Below are 15,307 nucleotides of genomic sequence, written 5' to 3'. Positions count from 1 at the left end.
AAGCGATGCTCCGAGGTGATCTTCAATGATTCGATTGTTACTACCCTCACAGCCTTGGAGTAGCTCTCTGAAACGATCATAATCATCTACTTTCCTCTTCTTTGCATATACAACATGTAAAGTTAGAAAATTCTTAATTAACTTTTATTTGTTACACGTATTATAGGACGTTGTTCTTTTCCTTGTCAACATGTTTTTTCAAAAAAATCAAAATTCATTCTATTTATTTTTTCTCAAATCAAAATTGGAATGCATTACTTACATACACTCATATATTACTTAAGTATGTTTGCATTACTACATAAAGAAAAACTTATAAAGTTTATGGGGAGATGAGGAAACTATGTTAAAAGGGAAAGTAGCGTTAGTTACAGGAGCAAGCCGAGGAATTGGACGAGCAATCGCTAAACGTTTAGCAAATGACGGTGCATTGGTTGCTGTTCATTACGGTAATCGAAAAGATGACGCTGAAGAAACTGTTCATGAAATTCGATCAGATGGTGGCCAAGCTTTTTCTATCGGCGCAAATTTAGAATCCTTACACGGTGTAGAAAACCTTTATAACGCTTTAGATACTGAATTACAAATGCGCACTGGTGAAACACAATTTGATATTTTAATAAACAATGCTGGCATTGGTCCTGGTGCTTTTATTGAAGAAACGACTGAACAATTTTTTGATAGAATGGTTTCAGTAAATGCAAAAGCTCCATTCTTTATCATTCAACTAGCACTACCACGTTTACGTGACAATAGCCGAATTATTAATATTTCATCCGCTGCCACCCGCATTTCTTCACCTGATTTTGTTGCATATAGTATGACGAAAGGCGCTATTAATACAATGACTTTTACGCTAGCAAAACAGCTTGGAGCACGAGGAATAACGGTGAATGCAATACTTCCAGGATTTATTAAAACAGATATGAATGCAGAACTCTTGAGCGACCCAATGATGAAGCAGTACGCTACTACTATTTCCGCTTTCAATCGCTTAGGTGAAGTAGAAGACATTGCCGATACTGCTGCATTCCTTGCTTCTCCAGACAGCCGCTGGGTTACTGGACAATTAATTGATGTGAGCGGAGGATCTTGTTTATAAAAAACATATATTTTCAAATCTTTTTTATTGCGCAATAAAACAATTTATATAATACTATATAAAACATATACATTTAGGAGGATTACAGCAATGTCCGAAAAAACATACGAACTCGCAACCTTCGCAGGCGGTTGCTTTTGGTGCATGGTAAAACCATTTGATGAACTTCCTGGTATTCATAAAGTACTTTCTGGCTATGCAGGAGGTCATGTAGAAAATCCAACATATGAACAAGTAAAAGCTGGAACATCTGGACATTTAGAAGTTGTTCAAATTACATTCGATCCTTCTATTTTTCCTTATCAGAAATTACTAGACTTATATTGGCCACAAATCGATCCAACTGACGATGGCGGACAATTTTTTGACCGTGGTCCATCTTATCGTACCGCTATTTTTTACCATAACGAAACACAAAAAGGGCTTGCTGAAAAATCAAAACAAGCTCTTGCAGAAAGCGGTATGTTTAAAGATCCAATCGTGACTGAAATTCGTCCTGCTGCACCTTTTTACGAAGCAGAGGAATACCACCAACATTTCTATAAAAAGAATCCAGAGAAATATGCTACTGAGCAAAAAGAATCTGGGCGTGAAGACTTTATAAAAGAAAATTGGCAAAAAAAATAATAAAAACGCATCGTGCTTTTTTAGTACGTTGCGTTTTTATTTTTGATAAAAGTACCATACAATTAACAGAACAATTGCTGTTAGTGACCAAAGTATTATCTCGTTTTTCACTCTATTCTTTTTCTTAGTCATTTCATTCCCTCCTAATAACTATTAAACATATTCAATTTTTTCTTTGTTTAATTGTCCATCTTATATACGTGAATACATCCTTACAAATTCTAATAGCAAGACCACCAATAATTCCGATTGCAATGGAAATTACTAGCATCTGTCCAAAACTAAAAGAATTTGTGTACATTATGTAGAGAACGATACATATAAGTAAAACATCCGGTAAAGAAAGTAAAAACCTTTTAAGCATTCCTTTATCTCCTCTATACTTTTTAATTTATATCTTCTACTGTAATTTTGAAATAAAATTTGTTCAAAAATTCCATTTACACCCTCATTTTATGAAAAATAATAAGAATCCCTTTTCAAAAGAGATTCTTATTCAGCAGATTTAAGTTTAATTATTTTCTACATATCCTATTCCATAATTACTCCTAAAATAGAATAATATTACTAATGATTTATTGTAAATTGACTATTTGCCAGGTAACCGAATGTCGCGCCAGCTAACTACATCGCATTGGCCAAATTCATTATTACCTACCGCGATCACCGTGCCGTCTGATTTTAGTCCGACTGTATGTGCACAACCAGCCGCTATCGCTACAATATCTCTCCAATCACTTACGTTACATTGACCATACTCATTCCAACCCACTGCCACCACGGTACCGTTTGATTTAAGTCCGATTGTATGATTCGTACCAGCCGCTATTGCTACAATATCTCGCCAGCCACTTACATCACACTGGTTATGTTTATCATTCCCCACTGCTGTCACCGTACCGTCTCGTTTAAGACCAACAGTATGAAGATACCCAGCCTTGACCGCTACAATACCTCGCCAGCTACTTACATTGCATTGACCATATCGATTATTCCCCACAGTCGTCAATGTGCCGTCCAATTTAAGACCGACTGTATGCCAGTCACCCGCTGTGACTGCCACAATACCTTGCCAACTGCTTACATTGCATTCTCCTTCTTTATTTCGGCCCACCGCTACTACCGTGCCATCCGATTTCAGGCCAATAGTACGACGCCACCCTGCCGCAACCGCTACAATATTATGCCAATCGTTTACATCACATTGTTCATGCTTATTCCAACCCACTGCTACCGCAGTACTGTCACATGTAAGACCGATTGTATGAGCATTACCCGTGTTCGTTGCCATATGAACATTGCCCACTGCGACTGCTTCAATATCTCGCCAGCCACTTACATTACATTCCCCTTCTTTATTCCGGCCCACCGCTACTACCGTGCCATCCGATTTCAGGCCAACTGTATGACAACGCCCCGCCGCTATCATATCTTTGGGCCATCGCTTCACTTTTTCTTTCGATAAAAGGTAATCCATGTTTTACCTCCTTGCATATAAGCAACTGTATCATAATAGATATTTTTATCAAATTTCATTATAAATCTACATTTACAAAGAAAGCTTATTGTACTTCTTCAAAAAATAAAAACCTCCAGTTTAAATACTAGAGGTTTTCTCGTTATTTCTTCAAGCGTTCAATAAAATCGTTCAATTTATCTAGCGATTTCATATTCTGATTGCAAGCTACACCATCTTTGCAAATGTAGTTTCCCTTTTTAACGAAAGTTCCTGGTACATCGCCTTTAATTTCAACTAAAAACATTCCTACTTCTTCATGTCCATGACATAACGAACAAATGCTTTTTTTATTTAAACTTTGGAACGTTCCTTGCAGACCAACAAATTTATTTTTATCATTTTTCGCTATAATAAATTTCCTGCTTGACCCCTTATCAATCCAGCTTAAATAAGATATTTCTTTCATATCCATTTCTTCCATATCAGGAAGTTTTAACTTTTTCGCTTTAGGAAATAATTTTTTTAATGTTTGTGCTGTAACTTCTTGAAACGGAATTACATACGGATTTATTTTCATTAAAAATGATTCTGCATCTTCTCTATTTTGAACTGTTAATACCGTATCAATTAACTCTTTCTGTTCATCCGTTAAATTCTCAAATACATGTATTATCTTTTCAATCGCAAGCGATTTTAACGCTTGAATTACACCTCTATCATTTGCCGTTGCATGCCCGTTTGCTAAAATATAAGCTTGTGATTTTATAAAATTATATTGATCACTTCTAATAAACGCTTCCATCTTTATCACTCCATACAAATTGTTGATCTAGTTTTATTGTATACAATGATTACGTTTTTTGATATGTAAAAGATAACTTAGAAACAAACATTACATATATCACTTATTCTCTACCGCTGCATTTCCTGACAAAAGAAGCCATCATCTGTTTTCCATTCCGCATATAATACGTCTTCAAATTTAGTAATTCCTTTTTGCTTTATTTGTTTATAAAGCCATCCTTCATCAAATCCCGCTTCCCTCAAATTATCCTTAACTACTTTTCCATCACTAATTAATGAAATTGGTAAGTATACAGGCTTATGTTTTAAACTTAAATCATTTATAGTAGGAGATTCGTATTTACTTTTTTTCAGAACGCTTATGTTTCCGTTCGGTTCCAATATCATATATTCAACTTCTCGGATTGAAAATATATCTTTTTGTTGCCTAAGCATTTGTTGTAATTGGTTTATATCCAAATGATTTACGCTTAATTGTTCACGATCAATCTTTCCATTACGAATAATAATTGAAGGATATCCTTCAAAAAACCTTCTTGTTCCTCTTACTTTTTGTGTTATCACTTCTATAGTATAAATTAAAATTACCCAAACAAATACTGAATATAAAATAGACCATACTTTAATTTTAGGATCATATATTGAATTTCCAACGAGCTCACCTAGGACGATTGCAGAAATAAAATCAAATGGCGTTAGCTGAGATATTTGTGTTTTCCCTAATATTTTTGTAGCAATTAATAGAACAAAAAAACCAACTAAAAGCTCTATCGTTATTTGTCCAATATGATTCATATATGTTCACCTTTCTACTTTTCAAATGCTCTGTATACCATTTAATAAAAAAACGGCACATTTTTTCTATTATCATGCCCATTCACACCTCATATATCCAATACATATAAAACAAAAAGAGTCTGATTCAAAGTAATATATGAATCAGACTCTTTTCCTCTTATTTAGAATACACAATCTTTTTAATCGTTTCCCCAGAAAGAAAATATTCTTCTGCAAGTTGATGAATAGCAATCCCACTTTTAAAAGCTTCTTTAATTGCTTTATTTCTTTCATCTAGTTGTTTTCTTCCGCCAGATCGTGTACCCCATTTATAATGTTTCGTTTCTTGTTTCGGAATGTAAATTGTTTCACCTTGTATATACTTTTGAATTTCAGTAATTAAACTCTCCGGTAAAACAGCATTAGCTTTTACGTATTTCATTTCTGCTCGCCCCTTATTTTTTATGGTTCATTTCAATAAGGTGCAAAGCCAAATATAAAAAATGATACGAGCTCATATAGGCGATTGTATATTACTTGTCTACCTCACGCAAAGTATCGCCATTTCCATACTTGGCTTTGCATGAGACGTTGCAGTGTCTGGCAATTGAATTATAATCGCCATATAAACACCTCCTAATATACCTTTTGTATTTTATTATATGATAAATTCCTTCTCCTTGCATCCACACCCTTCTTAAAGCACGAAATTACTTAGTTTGATATAATACTTTTTAATTGAATCAAAAATCATTGTGAGGTTACATTATGAAGAAAAAAATTATCATTACAATCGTTACACTATTCTTTATTATCACGGCATTATTCGGAACATACAAATTGATGAACGCAAGAAGCTTTCAATTATTTGGATATTTAACACAACGTGTAGAAACAAATGAAAAAGTGATCGCTTTAACTTTTGATGATGGCCCTACTAACAATGTAAAACAAATATTACCGCTACTAGATAAATACAACGCTAAAGCTACTTTCTTTTTAATTGGAAATGAATTAGAGAAAAATCTATCGTTAGGTGAAGCTATCGCGCAATCTGGGCACCAACTTGGAAACCATACATATTCTCATAATAGAATGGTTTTCAAAACACCTTCTTTTATTAAAGGTGAAATAGAAAAAACGAATTCATTAATCCGCCAAACAGGATTTACAGGCGAAATTGATTTTAGGCCCCCTAACGGTAAGAAGTTAATAGGGCTGCCATATTATTTAAATAAAAACAATATCGGAACAATCACATGGGATCTTGAGCCCGATACTTTTTATAAATCTGCGGCTGATAAAATTAAATACGTTAATAAAAATGTAAAACCAGGTTCTATCATTTTACTGCACTCTATGTATGATGAGTCTAATGAAAATTTACAAACGATTGAAGGTATTTTAGATTCTTTATCTAAGAAGGGCTATCAGTTCGTAACAGTAAATGAATTGCAAAAAAGAGCAAAATAAAAAGGTAGCGTATCTTTGTATGATACGCTACCTTTCTTTTTATATAATGCCAAGTACATTTAAGAATACGATAATAATCGCAATTGGTGCGATATAACGAAGTAAGAATAACCATAATACGAATAGTTTATAACCTTTATTTTTACTTACACCTAGCTCTTTCATTAATACATCTTTCTTCATTTTTAAAGGAACAAAGATAGAAACTAATAATACACCAAGTGGCATTAATACGTTACTTACTGCATAGTCCGCTAAATCAAAGACTGTCTTCCCGAAAATCTTCAGATCACTTAATATACCGAATGATAATGCTGATGGTACCCCAACAACGAAGATTAATAACCCTACGATTAAGGCCATTTTTTCACGTTTCCCTTTACCTTTTGATGTTAACGATGCAACACTAATTTCTAACATCGAAATTGCTGATGTAATCGTAGCGAAGAAGAATAGTAATAAGAAAACAATGAAGAATAATTTTCCGAACGCCATTTTACTGAAAATAGCTGGCAACACGATAAATAATAGTCCCGGCCCTTGAGATGGTTCCATTCCAAATGCGAACACAACTGGGAAAATTGCAAGTCCTGCAAGTAATGTAATAACAAGAGTTAAGGCTACGATAGAAAATGCTGAACGTGGTAAGCTTTCTTCTTTCGGTAAGTATGAGCTATACGTTACCATAACGGCTACCCCGACAGATAATGAGAAGAACGATTGCCCCATTGCGTATAATATAACTTCTGATGTTACATGTGAGAAATCAGGTTGTAAGAAGAAACGAACGCCTTCTCCAGCACCATCTAATGTAAGTGCACGAACGATTAATACAAAGAATAAAACGAATAATGCTGGCATGAAATATTTATTTACTTTTTCAACACCATTTTGTACACCTTTACTTACGATGAAAATAGTAATAAGGATGAATAATAGCTGTGATCCAACTGCTAAATATGGATTGGAAATGATTTCACCAAACGTAGCTTCGTATGCTCCATTTCCTTCCCATAGTCTACCTGTAATTGCATTCCATAAATATAATAAAATCCAGCCTCCTACAACACTGTAGAAAGAAAGTAATATGAAACATGTTACAATTCCTAATTTACCTAACCAAGGCCATAACGTTTTAGGAGCAATCTCTCTATATGCATCGACAGCCTCTTTTTGTGTACTTCTTCCAATAACAAATTCAGCTAATAATAGCGGTAAACCAATTAATAATGTGAAACCGATGAAAATTAGGAAGAACGCTCCGCCTCCTCCAATGCCGGCCATATATGGGAATTTCCAAATCGCCCCAAGACCAATTGCCGAACCTGCTGCAGCTAATACGAAACCTAATTTCGATGTCCATTGCTGTGAATTCATTTGTTAATCTCCTCTCTATCTCTTTTTCTTTGTTACAATTCGGTATTTATATTGTTCTATCAATACTCTTTTCTAATACGTTCACTTCCTCCCTAATAATAAAAAAACGCCCCTACGTAAATACGTAGGGACGACAAAATTATCGCGGTACCACCCTAGTTGTGAAGAACACTAAGAAACCACCTAAATAAAAACGCCCCTACGCAAAAACGTAGGGACGATAAAATATCGCGGTACCACCCTAGTTATGAAGCCACACCAAAGTTAGGACCTAAATAAAAAACGTCCCTACGTAAATACGTAGGGACGATAAATATCGCGGTACCACCCTAGTTGTGAAAAAATCTTCACCACTTTATTTGATAACGGTATAAACTACCGTCTTTCATTTCCTCAAAATATGAGATTTATGAAAGATGCTCCAGGACGAACTTCATGAATAATCTATATACTGATTCACACCAACCATCAGCTCTCTGAAATAGGGAGATATTCACTACTATACCCTTTCATTGCCCAAATATTATTTTCCGAATTGATTACTATCATTTTTATCACACATTAAAAATAGTGTCAACTTATATTTCGAATTTTTATGTATTACAATCTATTTGAAAATTCGAAATATAAGTTTTAGTTTAGAAAACAAGTAGCTTAGTACATAACGAATTCTAACAGGCAATAGAAAAAGAATTACGTATTATTGATACTTATTCAATAATACAAATCATCTAGAAACATAACCTGTCTCTCTGTATTCATTTTTTAAGAGTTTGATGGATACCAAGAAAATTTCGCATCACTATCCAGTGGTCTATTTTTCGTTTCTTCTTTAATTACACGAAACCATTCATTTAGAATTTGAGTTTTGGGCAATTGAGCAGCAAGGCTATCTTCCCAAATTATATGTGAGAACCAGGCTTTCGTTTCCCATTCAAACTGCAATTGTGCGAACGAAATTATAGGGTGATCAGCTCCACGAAATTGCTCATTTACTGCATTTGAAACTTCTGGAGCTTGCGGTAACAACTCGTTCTGAATTCTATTTCTTATCGTCTCATTTTCTAGCTGATCCCAGAAATACAATTGCCCATTTATTTGATAAAAAATATCAAATGAAGCCTCACCTTTCTTCAAATTCAATAACACGAAGGCACGTTCCACATCATTGTCAGCCGCTTTTACAGCATTAACAATTATATTTTGTGCCATTGATACCCAGTAACTAGTCGCTTCCTCTACCGGTGATTCAACATACAATTCTTCACTTAATTCATGAAGAGTAGCTTCTTGCTCATTTACTTTTTCAACTTTTTTAAAAAACCTATTAAAAAACCCCATAACTTCCCCCTTATTACTATTTTCTATTTCACAAAATAAAAAATAGATTTTTCTTGCTCATCCACATTTACTCCTGGCGCGTATGTATGAACTTGTTGCAACACTTCTTCTATTAGCAACTCTAACTCCTGCACACTTTTTTCTGGATTCCCTATTAATGTGTCCGCCATACGTTCATATAATTTTTCAGGTTTAATAGTCATTCGTTCCACATTATTAGGCATCCATTTAAACGCTGGATGATGTACGTACATTTTATTCAAACCAAATAAAACACCCAATATGTTCCTTTGTACTTCGCAAATAACGTCATAAAGCATAAGCCAATCTTTCCGTTTTAAAAGCGCCTTTCGATTGTGCCAACGATTACTTAACCATAGATTTTCTGAAATCATCCGTTTTGCTAGTTCATCTGGATATGCCGCTACTTTTTCTTTTAATTCATTCACTTTCCCTTCTCCATACAAACTAACACCATCATGAATGGATGATACAATACATTGTTTTTCATAACTTATATCATATTGATCCACCACATCCGAAATCACTTTCTCTACTGTCTCTGTTAAAAAGTTACTAATCTCTAATTTAATTCCCTCTTTCGTTAAATACGTTTCCGACCATTCTTCTTCCTCATACGGATGATACGATAATATTTTCCCATCAATATGATAAATAGGGGCCCTACGATCCTCATCTTCCGGCGGTGTTGACCATAAAATATGTAATTCTATATCTGAATGTTCATCTTCAAGCCTTCTAGCTACTGAACCCGCTAAAATAATAGCTTCTACTTTCGGATTTTTCCTATAAATCTCTGACATCTCTATCGCTTTCTCTTTTAATCCCATTTCATTTCCCCCTAAAATTGCAGTAATCCCCTATATTTCATTTATCTATTTCGATATTACAGCTTGCATTACCTTTTCAAATTCCTACTTAATCATATTTCTATCCAATAGCGCTGAATAACTTCACCAGTACGAGAAGAAACTACTTCATTTTCTAACACACCTCCAACCTTTTGAATCGTTTTAGCAGAACCGATATTGGATTTATCGCAAGTTATTAATACTTTCTGCAATCCTAATTTTTGCGCTTCAGCTAATGCAAGTTGTAGTTGTTTCGTAGCGTAACCGTGGCGACGTTTATTCGGATGGACACTATATCCAATATGACCACTTTCCCGTAATAATTCTGGATTTAATCTATGTCTAATATTCACAAAACCTATAAGTTCCCCTTTTTCAAAACTTAAAAACTGACTAGATGACACTCGATTAGCTAGTAAGTTTTCTCCTAGTTCTTGTTTACTCACTTTTTCAAACCATTCATCAAGAGAATCAAAGTTTTGTAAAGAACTACTTCCATGTGGTTGTTCCCCTGAGTGTAAAAACGCTCGTCTATACGCCGTAATATGCTCACTATATTCATGGATTGGTTTTAATAGTTTCATTGTTCTTCTCCCCCTCTTCATTCCATAAAACAAACACCTTAATAGCAGCTATTCACTATTAAGGTGTTTCTATCCTTTTTATTCAAATAACCCCATGCTCAAATAACGTTCACCTGTATCAGGCGCAATACATAAAACTTTTTTACCAACGCCTAGGCGTTTCGCTATCATGATTGCAGCGTAAACAGATGCTCCAGAAGATGGCCCAACTAATAATCCTTCTTGTCTAGCTAAGTTTCTCATTGTCGTTAAAGCCTCTTCATCTGCAATTTGAATAATTTCGTTATACACTTCTGTATTTAAGTTTTTCGGAATAAATCCTGGGCTTGTTCCTACTAGTTTATGAGGACCTGGTACACCACCGGATAAAACGGGAGATCCTTTCGGTTCCACTACTGCAATATATAAGTTTGGTAATTTCTCTTTTAACGTTTCACCAGTCCCTGTAATCGTTCCGCCTGTTCCTGCCGTTGCAACAAAAGCGTCCAGCTCTCCATCCATTTGTTCGTAAATTTCAAGTGCAGTCGTATAACGGTGAATATTCGGATTAGCTGGATTTTCAAATTGTTGCGGGATAAAACTATTCGGTATTTGTTTTTGCAGTTCTAACGCCTTCGCAATTGCTCCTGGCATTCTTTGTTCTGCTGGTGTTAAAACTACTTCTGCTCCGTATGCTTTCAATAAATTAATACGCTCTTTTGACATATTATCTGGCATAATTAAAATCGCTTTATACCCTTTAGCTGCTGCATTCATCGCTAAACCAATCCCTGTATTCCCGCTTGTCGGTTCAATAATTGTATCTCCTGGTTTGATGAGACCATTCTCTTCTGCAACGTGAAGTAAATTATAAGCAGCACGGTCTTTCACACTGCGCGATGGATTAAACATTTCTAGTTTCACATACACATCTGCTGCGTCTTCCGGAATAAATTTAGATAATCGGACGACAGGTGTATCTCCTATTAATTCCGTAACGTTTTCACACAATTTCATAGCGCATCCCCTATTCTATCGTTTTCTTATCACTTGGCAGTAACCATGAAGTGAGTCCAATTAATGGTAGACAACTACATAATAGCATAATAAATTGCAGGCTATATACATCTGCTAATTTCCCAAGAACTACAGCACCTAATGCTCCAAGTCCAAATGCAAGACCTACGATTAATCCTGACACCATTCCCACTTTTCCAGGCACAAGCTCTTGTGCATATACAACAATTACACTAAAACTACTTGAACTAATAAAACCGATACATAAAAATAACGGTACGACCCACACAAGTGAGACATGTGGTAATAACAGTGCAAGTGGCGCTGAACCTAACATTGAAAATACGATGATATTTTTCTTACCAAATCGATCTGCTAACGGTCCTCCGAAGAAAGTGCCTAACACACCAGCAATCATAAATGCGAATACGAAATACTGGGCATTTTTTATAGATAAACCGTAATGCTCTATTAAGTAAAATTGATAGAAATTCCCGATGCCAGCACCGTACCAAGAGCGTACAAAAGTAAGAAAAACAAGAAGTATAATAACGAATTTAATGTGTGTACTTACAATTGCATTTTCCGCCTCAAGTGCAGCCCTCTTCTTCCTTCTTACAGCACCGGTTGCTAATTCATTTTTGTACCAATTCGATACGAAAATTAATAATGCAATTCCTACTGCTGCAAATGCTGTAAAACCCAATGAACCAATTTGACCGAGTGGAACGAAAATTAGCGCTGTAAAAATAGGAGCTAAAGAATTCCCCGTGTTTCCCCCAACTTGATAAATCGCTTGCGCTAACCCTCGTTTTGCACCTGCCGCCATATACGCAACACGAGCGCCTTCTGGATGAAAGACTGCGGAACCTAAACCAATAAATAAAACAGAAATAATAACAATAATAAAGTTTGGTGCAAACGCGAGTCCAATCATTCCAAGCATACTTGAAAACATGCCGAGTGGTAATAAAAATGGTGACGGCTTCTTATCTGAATACATACCAAACACCGGTTGCATAATCGATGACGTCATATTTAACGCAAACGCAATCCACCCTACTTGCATATAGGATAAATTCATCGTTTTTTCCAAAATAGGAAACAACGCCGGCACAACTGCTTGCATCGAATCATTTAAAAAATGTCCAAAGCTAATCGCAAATAATATTCGATATATTGTCGGTGTTTCTACTGTGTTTTTTTGCGAAACTGCCTGCATATGTGAATCGCTCCTTTCTGTACAAAAAATATATTTATTACAGTAGGTGTAATAAATTCTGACTTTTGAAACATTTCTATTCTATACTGCTTTCATTTCTTTTTCCAGAAATATAACTTAACTCCCATCATTGACTTGCATCCTTGTAACTTTCAGCAGTAAAACATTATAGAAAAAGGCAACCCAATCACAAACTGGGTTGCCTCTTACATTAAATTGCAAAACGCTTATACTTCTCGTAATCGCTCGTCTTACATTCCACTTCTAGTTTCGTACCTTCATTTTCATAACTCGTTGATAAAACGTGCGCATGATTATTGAAATACGAAACTACCTGTCCTTGATCATACGGAATTAACATTTCACATTTCGTATATTCTTTATAAATATGGGAACGAATCATTTCTACAAGCTCTTCCATTCCAACATGTTTCTTCGCAGATAAATACACGCGGTCTTCTTGTACTTTCGGAATTTCAACATCCACCACATCTGATTTGTTATAAGCATAGATCGTTGGAATATTTTCTACTCCAATTTTCTTTAACGTTTCATTTGTAATATCAATTAATTGTTCATAATTTGGATTTGCGTAATCTACGACGTGAATAAGTAAATCTGCTTCCGCTACTTCTTCTAACGTTGAACGGAACGCCTTCACAAGATGATGTGGTAATTTACTTACAAATCCAACTGTATCTGTTAATAAAAATGATTTATTATCTGGCAAATCAATATTTCGTACAGATGTTTCTAACGTCGCAAATAACATATCTTTTTCAAATACTTGCTTTTCTTCTGTACCATTATAAATTTCAAGCATTGCATTCATCGTCGTTGACTTTCCTGCATTCGTATAACCTACTAATGCTACAACAGGTATTTCATTTTTCTTACGTTGCTTTCGCTGTGTTTGACGCTGGGCAACGAGCGCTTCTAAATCTTTATTTAAAACTGAAATTTGTTCTTCAATTTTACGACGATCTAACTCTAACTTTTTCTCACCGACACCTTTATTTTTCGTACCAACGCCGCCGCTCTGTCTTCCTAACGATTCACGAAGACCGATTAAACGAGGCATCATGTACTGAAGATGTGCTACTTCTACTTGTAGCTGTGCTTCTTTCGTTTTCGCACGTTGCGCAAAAATATCTAAAATTAAAATGGTACGATCAATTACCTTACAATCTAAATCCTCTTCTAAATTTCGAATTTGTGAAGGAGATAATTCATCATTAAAGATGACCATATTCGCATCTATTTCGCGTACATACGCTGCTACTTCTTCAATCTTTCCTTTTCCGATATAATGCGACGGATTTACTCGTTGTAAATTTTGCGTTACTTGCCCAATTACCTCTACATCGCAGGCTTCCGCAAGATTTGTTAACTCTTCCATCGAATACGCAAAATCATCTTCATTACCTACATTTACTCCAACTAAAACTGCTCTTTGTAATACTTCTTCCATATATTTATTCCTCCATTTCGATTACGTAAAATAAAAAACACAGGTCGCTGCCTGTGTTTTCGTAAACGGATAAGGGTTCACCAAAGAAATAGAAGAAAGCTATGCTTTCATCCTATTTTATAGTCAAAAAGTCCCAAGATTGTATACATATCCACAATAAGCGTTCACCTATACAATCCCATTCTATTTATAAAGGCAAAACAAAAAGAGGGCGTATTCGTCCCTCCCTCTTTTTCACATATAAGCTTAATAAAGGGTTTCTTTAAAATAGGCAGACCAATCCCGTTCACTCTGTACACAGACAGAGCCTTTGAGCGCTATTCAATTATTGGCACAAAGTATTGAGACGTAATCTGATTAAGATCAAAGGAAGCCCCTCCGTTCATTTTAAGTTACATAAAGTGTAGCATAAGTAATTCGCTTTCACAAGGTTTAACAACCTATATCACACGAAAGAAAATCTTTATATTTTTACTTTAATCGTCATTTTTTGCGAGTTTTTCTCACAACAAAAATAAAAAAAACAATCATCAATAACAAACCAATGGAAATAATAACAACTTGCCGCCAATTTAAACCGCTCACCATCTCACCTTTTAAATCCACTTTCTTCGTCGGAACAGACACTTTTGCAATTTGACTTAAAGCCGCTTTGTCCGCCCCTGCCTCATCCAATCTCTTCGTTCCACTACAACTATTTGTGTGTAATTGTTTTTCTGATCCTCTTTGAGTAGAAAATACTAAGTACTCTCCTCCTTCTACAAAGCGAAACATACAATCACCACCATTTGTATATAAAATAATTTGTGAAGAAGTTGTCCCTTTCCAAATTTTCTTCACCTCAAATAACACTTCAGTGCCAACCTCTTCTTTCCTTCCAATCTCAATTACTTTCCCCTCAAACACTACATCATTTTTTGGAAATGCATCTTCTGTTGATACTTTAATACAATCACAAGCATAAGATTTCTCTGGAAAAATAATAAGAATAAAGCTACAAATGACGACAACAGGAAACATGTGTGAAATCCTTTTCAAGGAGCTCAACTCCCTTCATTATCAATTTTAGAAACTTCTCGTATATTATTTTTACAGCACTCGCCAAATTCCTTCATAGTAAGTTAAGTATTATCGTTTTAATACAACAAAAATCTTTATTGACATTTTTATAACCTAATATTAGTATCAGGTTATAAAAAATA

The 15,307-nt window shown here is 35.1% G+C and carries 16 protein-coding genes and 2 other annotated features (1 of these 18 cut by a window edge); of the genes, 3 read left to right on the top strand and 13 right to left on the bottom strand.

The features are described from left to right. Positions 1–111: a binding site (T-box leader), on the bottom strand; it reaches 135 nt to the left of the window's first position. Positions 112–343: 232 nt separating this feature from the next. Together V6946_RS09270 and msrA are read left to right on the top strand one after the other, a co-directional pair. After that, positions 344–1,102 carry an SDR family oxidoreductase gene (locus V6946_RS09270; RefSeq protein ID WP_006924729.1) on the top strand — a complete coding sequence of 253 codons (759 nt, stop codon included), beginning with the start codon at positions 344–346 and terminating at the stop codon, positions 1,100–1,102. 90 nt (positions 1,103–1,192) lie between these two features. Further along, positions 1,193–1,729 carry a peptide-methionine (S)-S-oxide reductase MsrA gene (gene msrA, locus V6946_RS09265; protein ID WP_001291883.1) on the top strand — a complete coding sequence of 179 codons (537 nt, stop codon included), beginning with the start codon at positions 1,193–1,195 and terminating at the stop codon, positions 1,727–1,729. Positions 1,730–1,892: 163 nt separating this feature from the next. Here the strand turns inward: msrA and V6946_RS09260 are convergent, their stop codons facing one another. From V6946_RS09260 to V6946_RS09240, 5 genes are all read right to left on the bottom strand, one after another. Continuing rightward, entirely contained in the window at positions 1,893–2,093 is a 201-nt protein-coding gene (locus V6946_RS09260; protein ID WP_000919314.1) for a hypothetical protein, read from the bottom strand. Between the two features lie 225 nt (positions 2,094–2,318). Then, complete coding sequence (locus V6946_RS09255) at positions 2,319–3,206, bottom strand: chromosome condensation regulator (RefSeq protein WP_000385092.1); 888 nt, start codon at positions 3,204–3,206, stop codon at positions 2,319–2,321. Positions 3,207–3,348: 142 nt separating this feature from the next. Then, positions 3,349–3,990 carry a FusB/FusC family EF-G-binding protein gene (locus tag V6946_RS09250; protein ID WP_000387074.1) on the bottom strand — a complete coding sequence of 214 codons (642 nt, stop codon included), beginning with the start codon at positions 3,988–3,990 and terminating at the stop codon, positions 3,349–3,351. 110 nt (positions 3,991–4,100) lie between these two features. After that, positions 4,101–4,787, bottom strand: a complete 687-nt coding sequence (locus V6946_RS09245; RefSeq protein WP_001015543.1) for a DUF421 domain-containing protein — start codon at positions 4,785–4,787, stop codon at positions 4,101–4,103. A 160-nt stretch (positions 4,788–4,947) separates the two neighbouring features. Further along, a complete protein-coding gene (locus V6946_RS09240) occupies positions 4,948–5,211 on the bottom strand; it encodes a CD3324 family protein (protein WP_000878325.1) in 264 nt (87 codons plus the stop codon). Positions 5,212–5,537: 326 nt separating this feature from the next. On the opposite strand from V6946_RS09240, the gene V6946_RS09235 reads away from it, so the two are divergent. Then, the gene (locus V6946_RS09235; RefSeq protein WP_000726866.1) at positions 5,538–6,242 is read left to right on the top strand and encodes a polysaccharide deacetylase family protein; all 705 of its coding nucleotides are present in this window, start codon (positions 5,538–5,540) and stop codon (positions 6,240–6,242) included. 39 nt (positions 6,243–6,281) lie between these two features. Here the strand turns inward: V6946_RS09235 and V6946_RS09230 are convergent, their stop codons facing one another. The 8 genes from V6946_RS09230 to V6946_RS09195 all read right to left on the bottom strand — a co-directional run bounded on the left by V6946_RS09230 (position 6,282) and on the right by V6946_RS09195 (position 15,125). Beyond that, positions 6,282–7,619 carry a sodium-dependent transporter gene (locus V6946_RS09230; RefSeq protein ID WP_001088187.1) on the bottom strand — a complete coding sequence of 446 codons (1,338 nt, stop codon included), beginning with the start codon at positions 7,617–7,619 and terminating at the stop codon, positions 6,282–6,284. A gap of 299 nt (positions 7,620–7,918) precedes the next feature. Next, positions 7,919–8,141, bottom strand: a binding site (T-box leader). Between the two features lie 243 nt (positions 8,142–8,384). After that, complete coding sequence (locus tag V6946_RS09225; RefSeq protein WP_000505545.1) at positions 8,385–8,960, bottom strand: hypothetical protein; 576 nt, start codon at positions 8,958–8,960, stop codon at positions 8,385–8,387. A gap of 23 nt (positions 8,961–8,983) precedes the next feature. Next, entirely contained in the window at positions 8,984–9,811 is an 828-nt protein-coding gene (locus tag V6946_RS09220) for a DUF4037 domain-containing protein (protein WP_000523182.1), read from the bottom strand. 92 nt (positions 9,812–9,903) lie between these two features. Next, entirely contained in the window at positions 9,904–10,416 is a 513-nt protein-coding gene (locus V6946_RS09215; protein WP_000771277.1) for a GNAT family N-acetyltransferase, read from the bottom strand. Between the two features lie 78 nt (positions 10,417–10,494). Beyond that, positions 10,495–11,412, bottom strand: coding sequence for a cysteine synthase A (gene cysK, locus V6946_RS09210; RefSeq protein ID WP_000762273.1), 918 nt, complete (start codon positions 11,410–11,412; stop codon positions 10,495–10,497). Between the two features lie 10 nt (positions 11,413–11,422). Beyond that, positions 11,423–12,634 (bottom strand): MFS transporter, encoded by a 1,212-nt coding sequence (locus V6946_RS09205; RefSeq protein ID WP_001149413.1) that lies wholly within the window; start codon positions 12,632–12,634, stop codon positions 11,423–11,425. Between the two features lie 211 nt (positions 12,635–12,845). After that, on the bottom strand, positions 12,846–14,105 hold the full coding sequence (gene hflX / locus V6946_RS09200; RefSeq protein ID WP_366981858.1) for a GTPase HflX: 1,260 nt from the start codon (positions 14,103–14,105) through the stop codon (positions 12,846–12,848). A 483-nt stretch (positions 14,106–14,588) separates the two neighbouring features. After that, positions 14,589–15,125: a hypothetical protein gene (locus V6946_RS09195; RefSeq protein WP_006916925.1), complete on the bottom strand. Its 537-nt coding sequence runs from the start codon at positions 15,123–15,125 to the stop codon at positions 14,589–14,591. Positions 15,126–15,307 lie beyond the last annotated feature (182 nt).

Source organism: Bacillus sp. PPSBB_2 (genome assembly GCF_045291115.1).
GTDB classification, from domain to species: Bacteria; Bacillota; Bacilli; order Bacillales; family Bacillaceae_G; genus Bacillus_A; species Bacillus_A cereus.
This window is presented reverse-complemented; position numbering and strand designations above follow the sequence as displayed.

Excerpts from the sequence above, each read along its gene's own strand:
- V6946_RS09270 (WP_006924729.1), top strand. The coding sequence starts at position 344 with ATGTTAAAAGGGAAAGTAGCGTTAGTTACAGGAGCAAGCCGAGGAATT.
- msrA (WP_001291883.1), top strand. The coding sequence starts at position 1,193 with ATGTCCGAAAAAACATACGAACTCGCAACCTTCGCAGGCGGTTGCTTT.
- V6946_RS09260 (WP_000919314.1), bottom strand. The coding sequence starts at position 2,093 with ATGCTTAAAAGGTTTTTACTTTCTTTACCGGATGTTTTACTTATATGT.
- V6946_RS09255 (WP_000385092.1), bottom strand. The coding sequence starts at position 3,206 with ATGGATTACCTTTTATCGAAAGAAAAAGTGAAGCGATGGCCCAAAGAT.
- V6946_RS09250 (WP_000387074.1), bottom strand. The coding sequence starts at position 3,990 with ATGGAAGCGTTTATTAGAAGTGATCAATATAATTTTATAAAATCACAA.
- V6946_RS09245 (WP_001015543.1), bottom strand. The coding sequence starts at position 4,787 with ATGAATCATATTGGACAAATAACGATAGAGCTTTTAGTTGGTTTTTTT.
- V6946_RS09240 (WP_000878325.1), bottom strand. The coding sequence starts at position 5,211 with ATGAAATACGTAAAAGCTAATGCTGTTTTACCGGAGAGTTTAATTACT.
- V6946_RS09235 (WP_000726866.1), top strand. The coding sequence starts at position 5,538 with ATGAAGAAAAAAATTATCATTACAATCGTTACACTATTCTTTATTATC.
- V6946_RS09230 (WP_001088187.1), bottom strand. The coding sequence starts at position 7,619 with ATGAATTCACAGCAATGGACATCGAAATTAGGTTTCGTATTAGCTGCA.
- V6946_RS09225 (WP_000505545.1), bottom strand. The coding sequence starts at position 8,960 with ATGGGGTTTTTTAATAGGTTTTTTAAAAAAGTTGAAAAAGTAAATGAG.
- V6946_RS09220 (WP_000523182.1), bottom strand. The coding sequence starts at position 9,811 with ATGGGATTAAAAGAGAAAGCGATAGAGATGTCAGAGATTTATAGGAAA.
- V6946_RS09215 (WP_000771277.1), bottom strand. The coding sequence starts at position 10,416 with ATGAAACTATTAAAACCAATCCATGAATATAGTGAGCATATTACGGCG.
- cysK (WP_000762273.1), bottom strand. The coding sequence starts at position 11,412 with ATGAAATTGTGTGAAAACGTTACGGAATTAATAGGAGATACACCTGTC.
- V6946_RS09205 (WP_001149413.1), bottom strand. The coding sequence starts at position 12,634 with ATGCAGGCAGTTTCGCAAAAAAACACAGTAGAAACACCGACAATATAT.
- hflX (WP_366981858.1), bottom strand. The coding sequence starts at position 14,105 with ATGGAAGAAGTATTACAAAGAGCAGTTTTAGTTGGAGTAAATGTAGGT.
- V6946_RS09195 (WP_006916925.1), bottom strand. The coding sequence starts at position 15,125 with ATGTTTCCTGTTGTCGTCATTTGTAGCTTTATTCTTATTATTTTTCCA.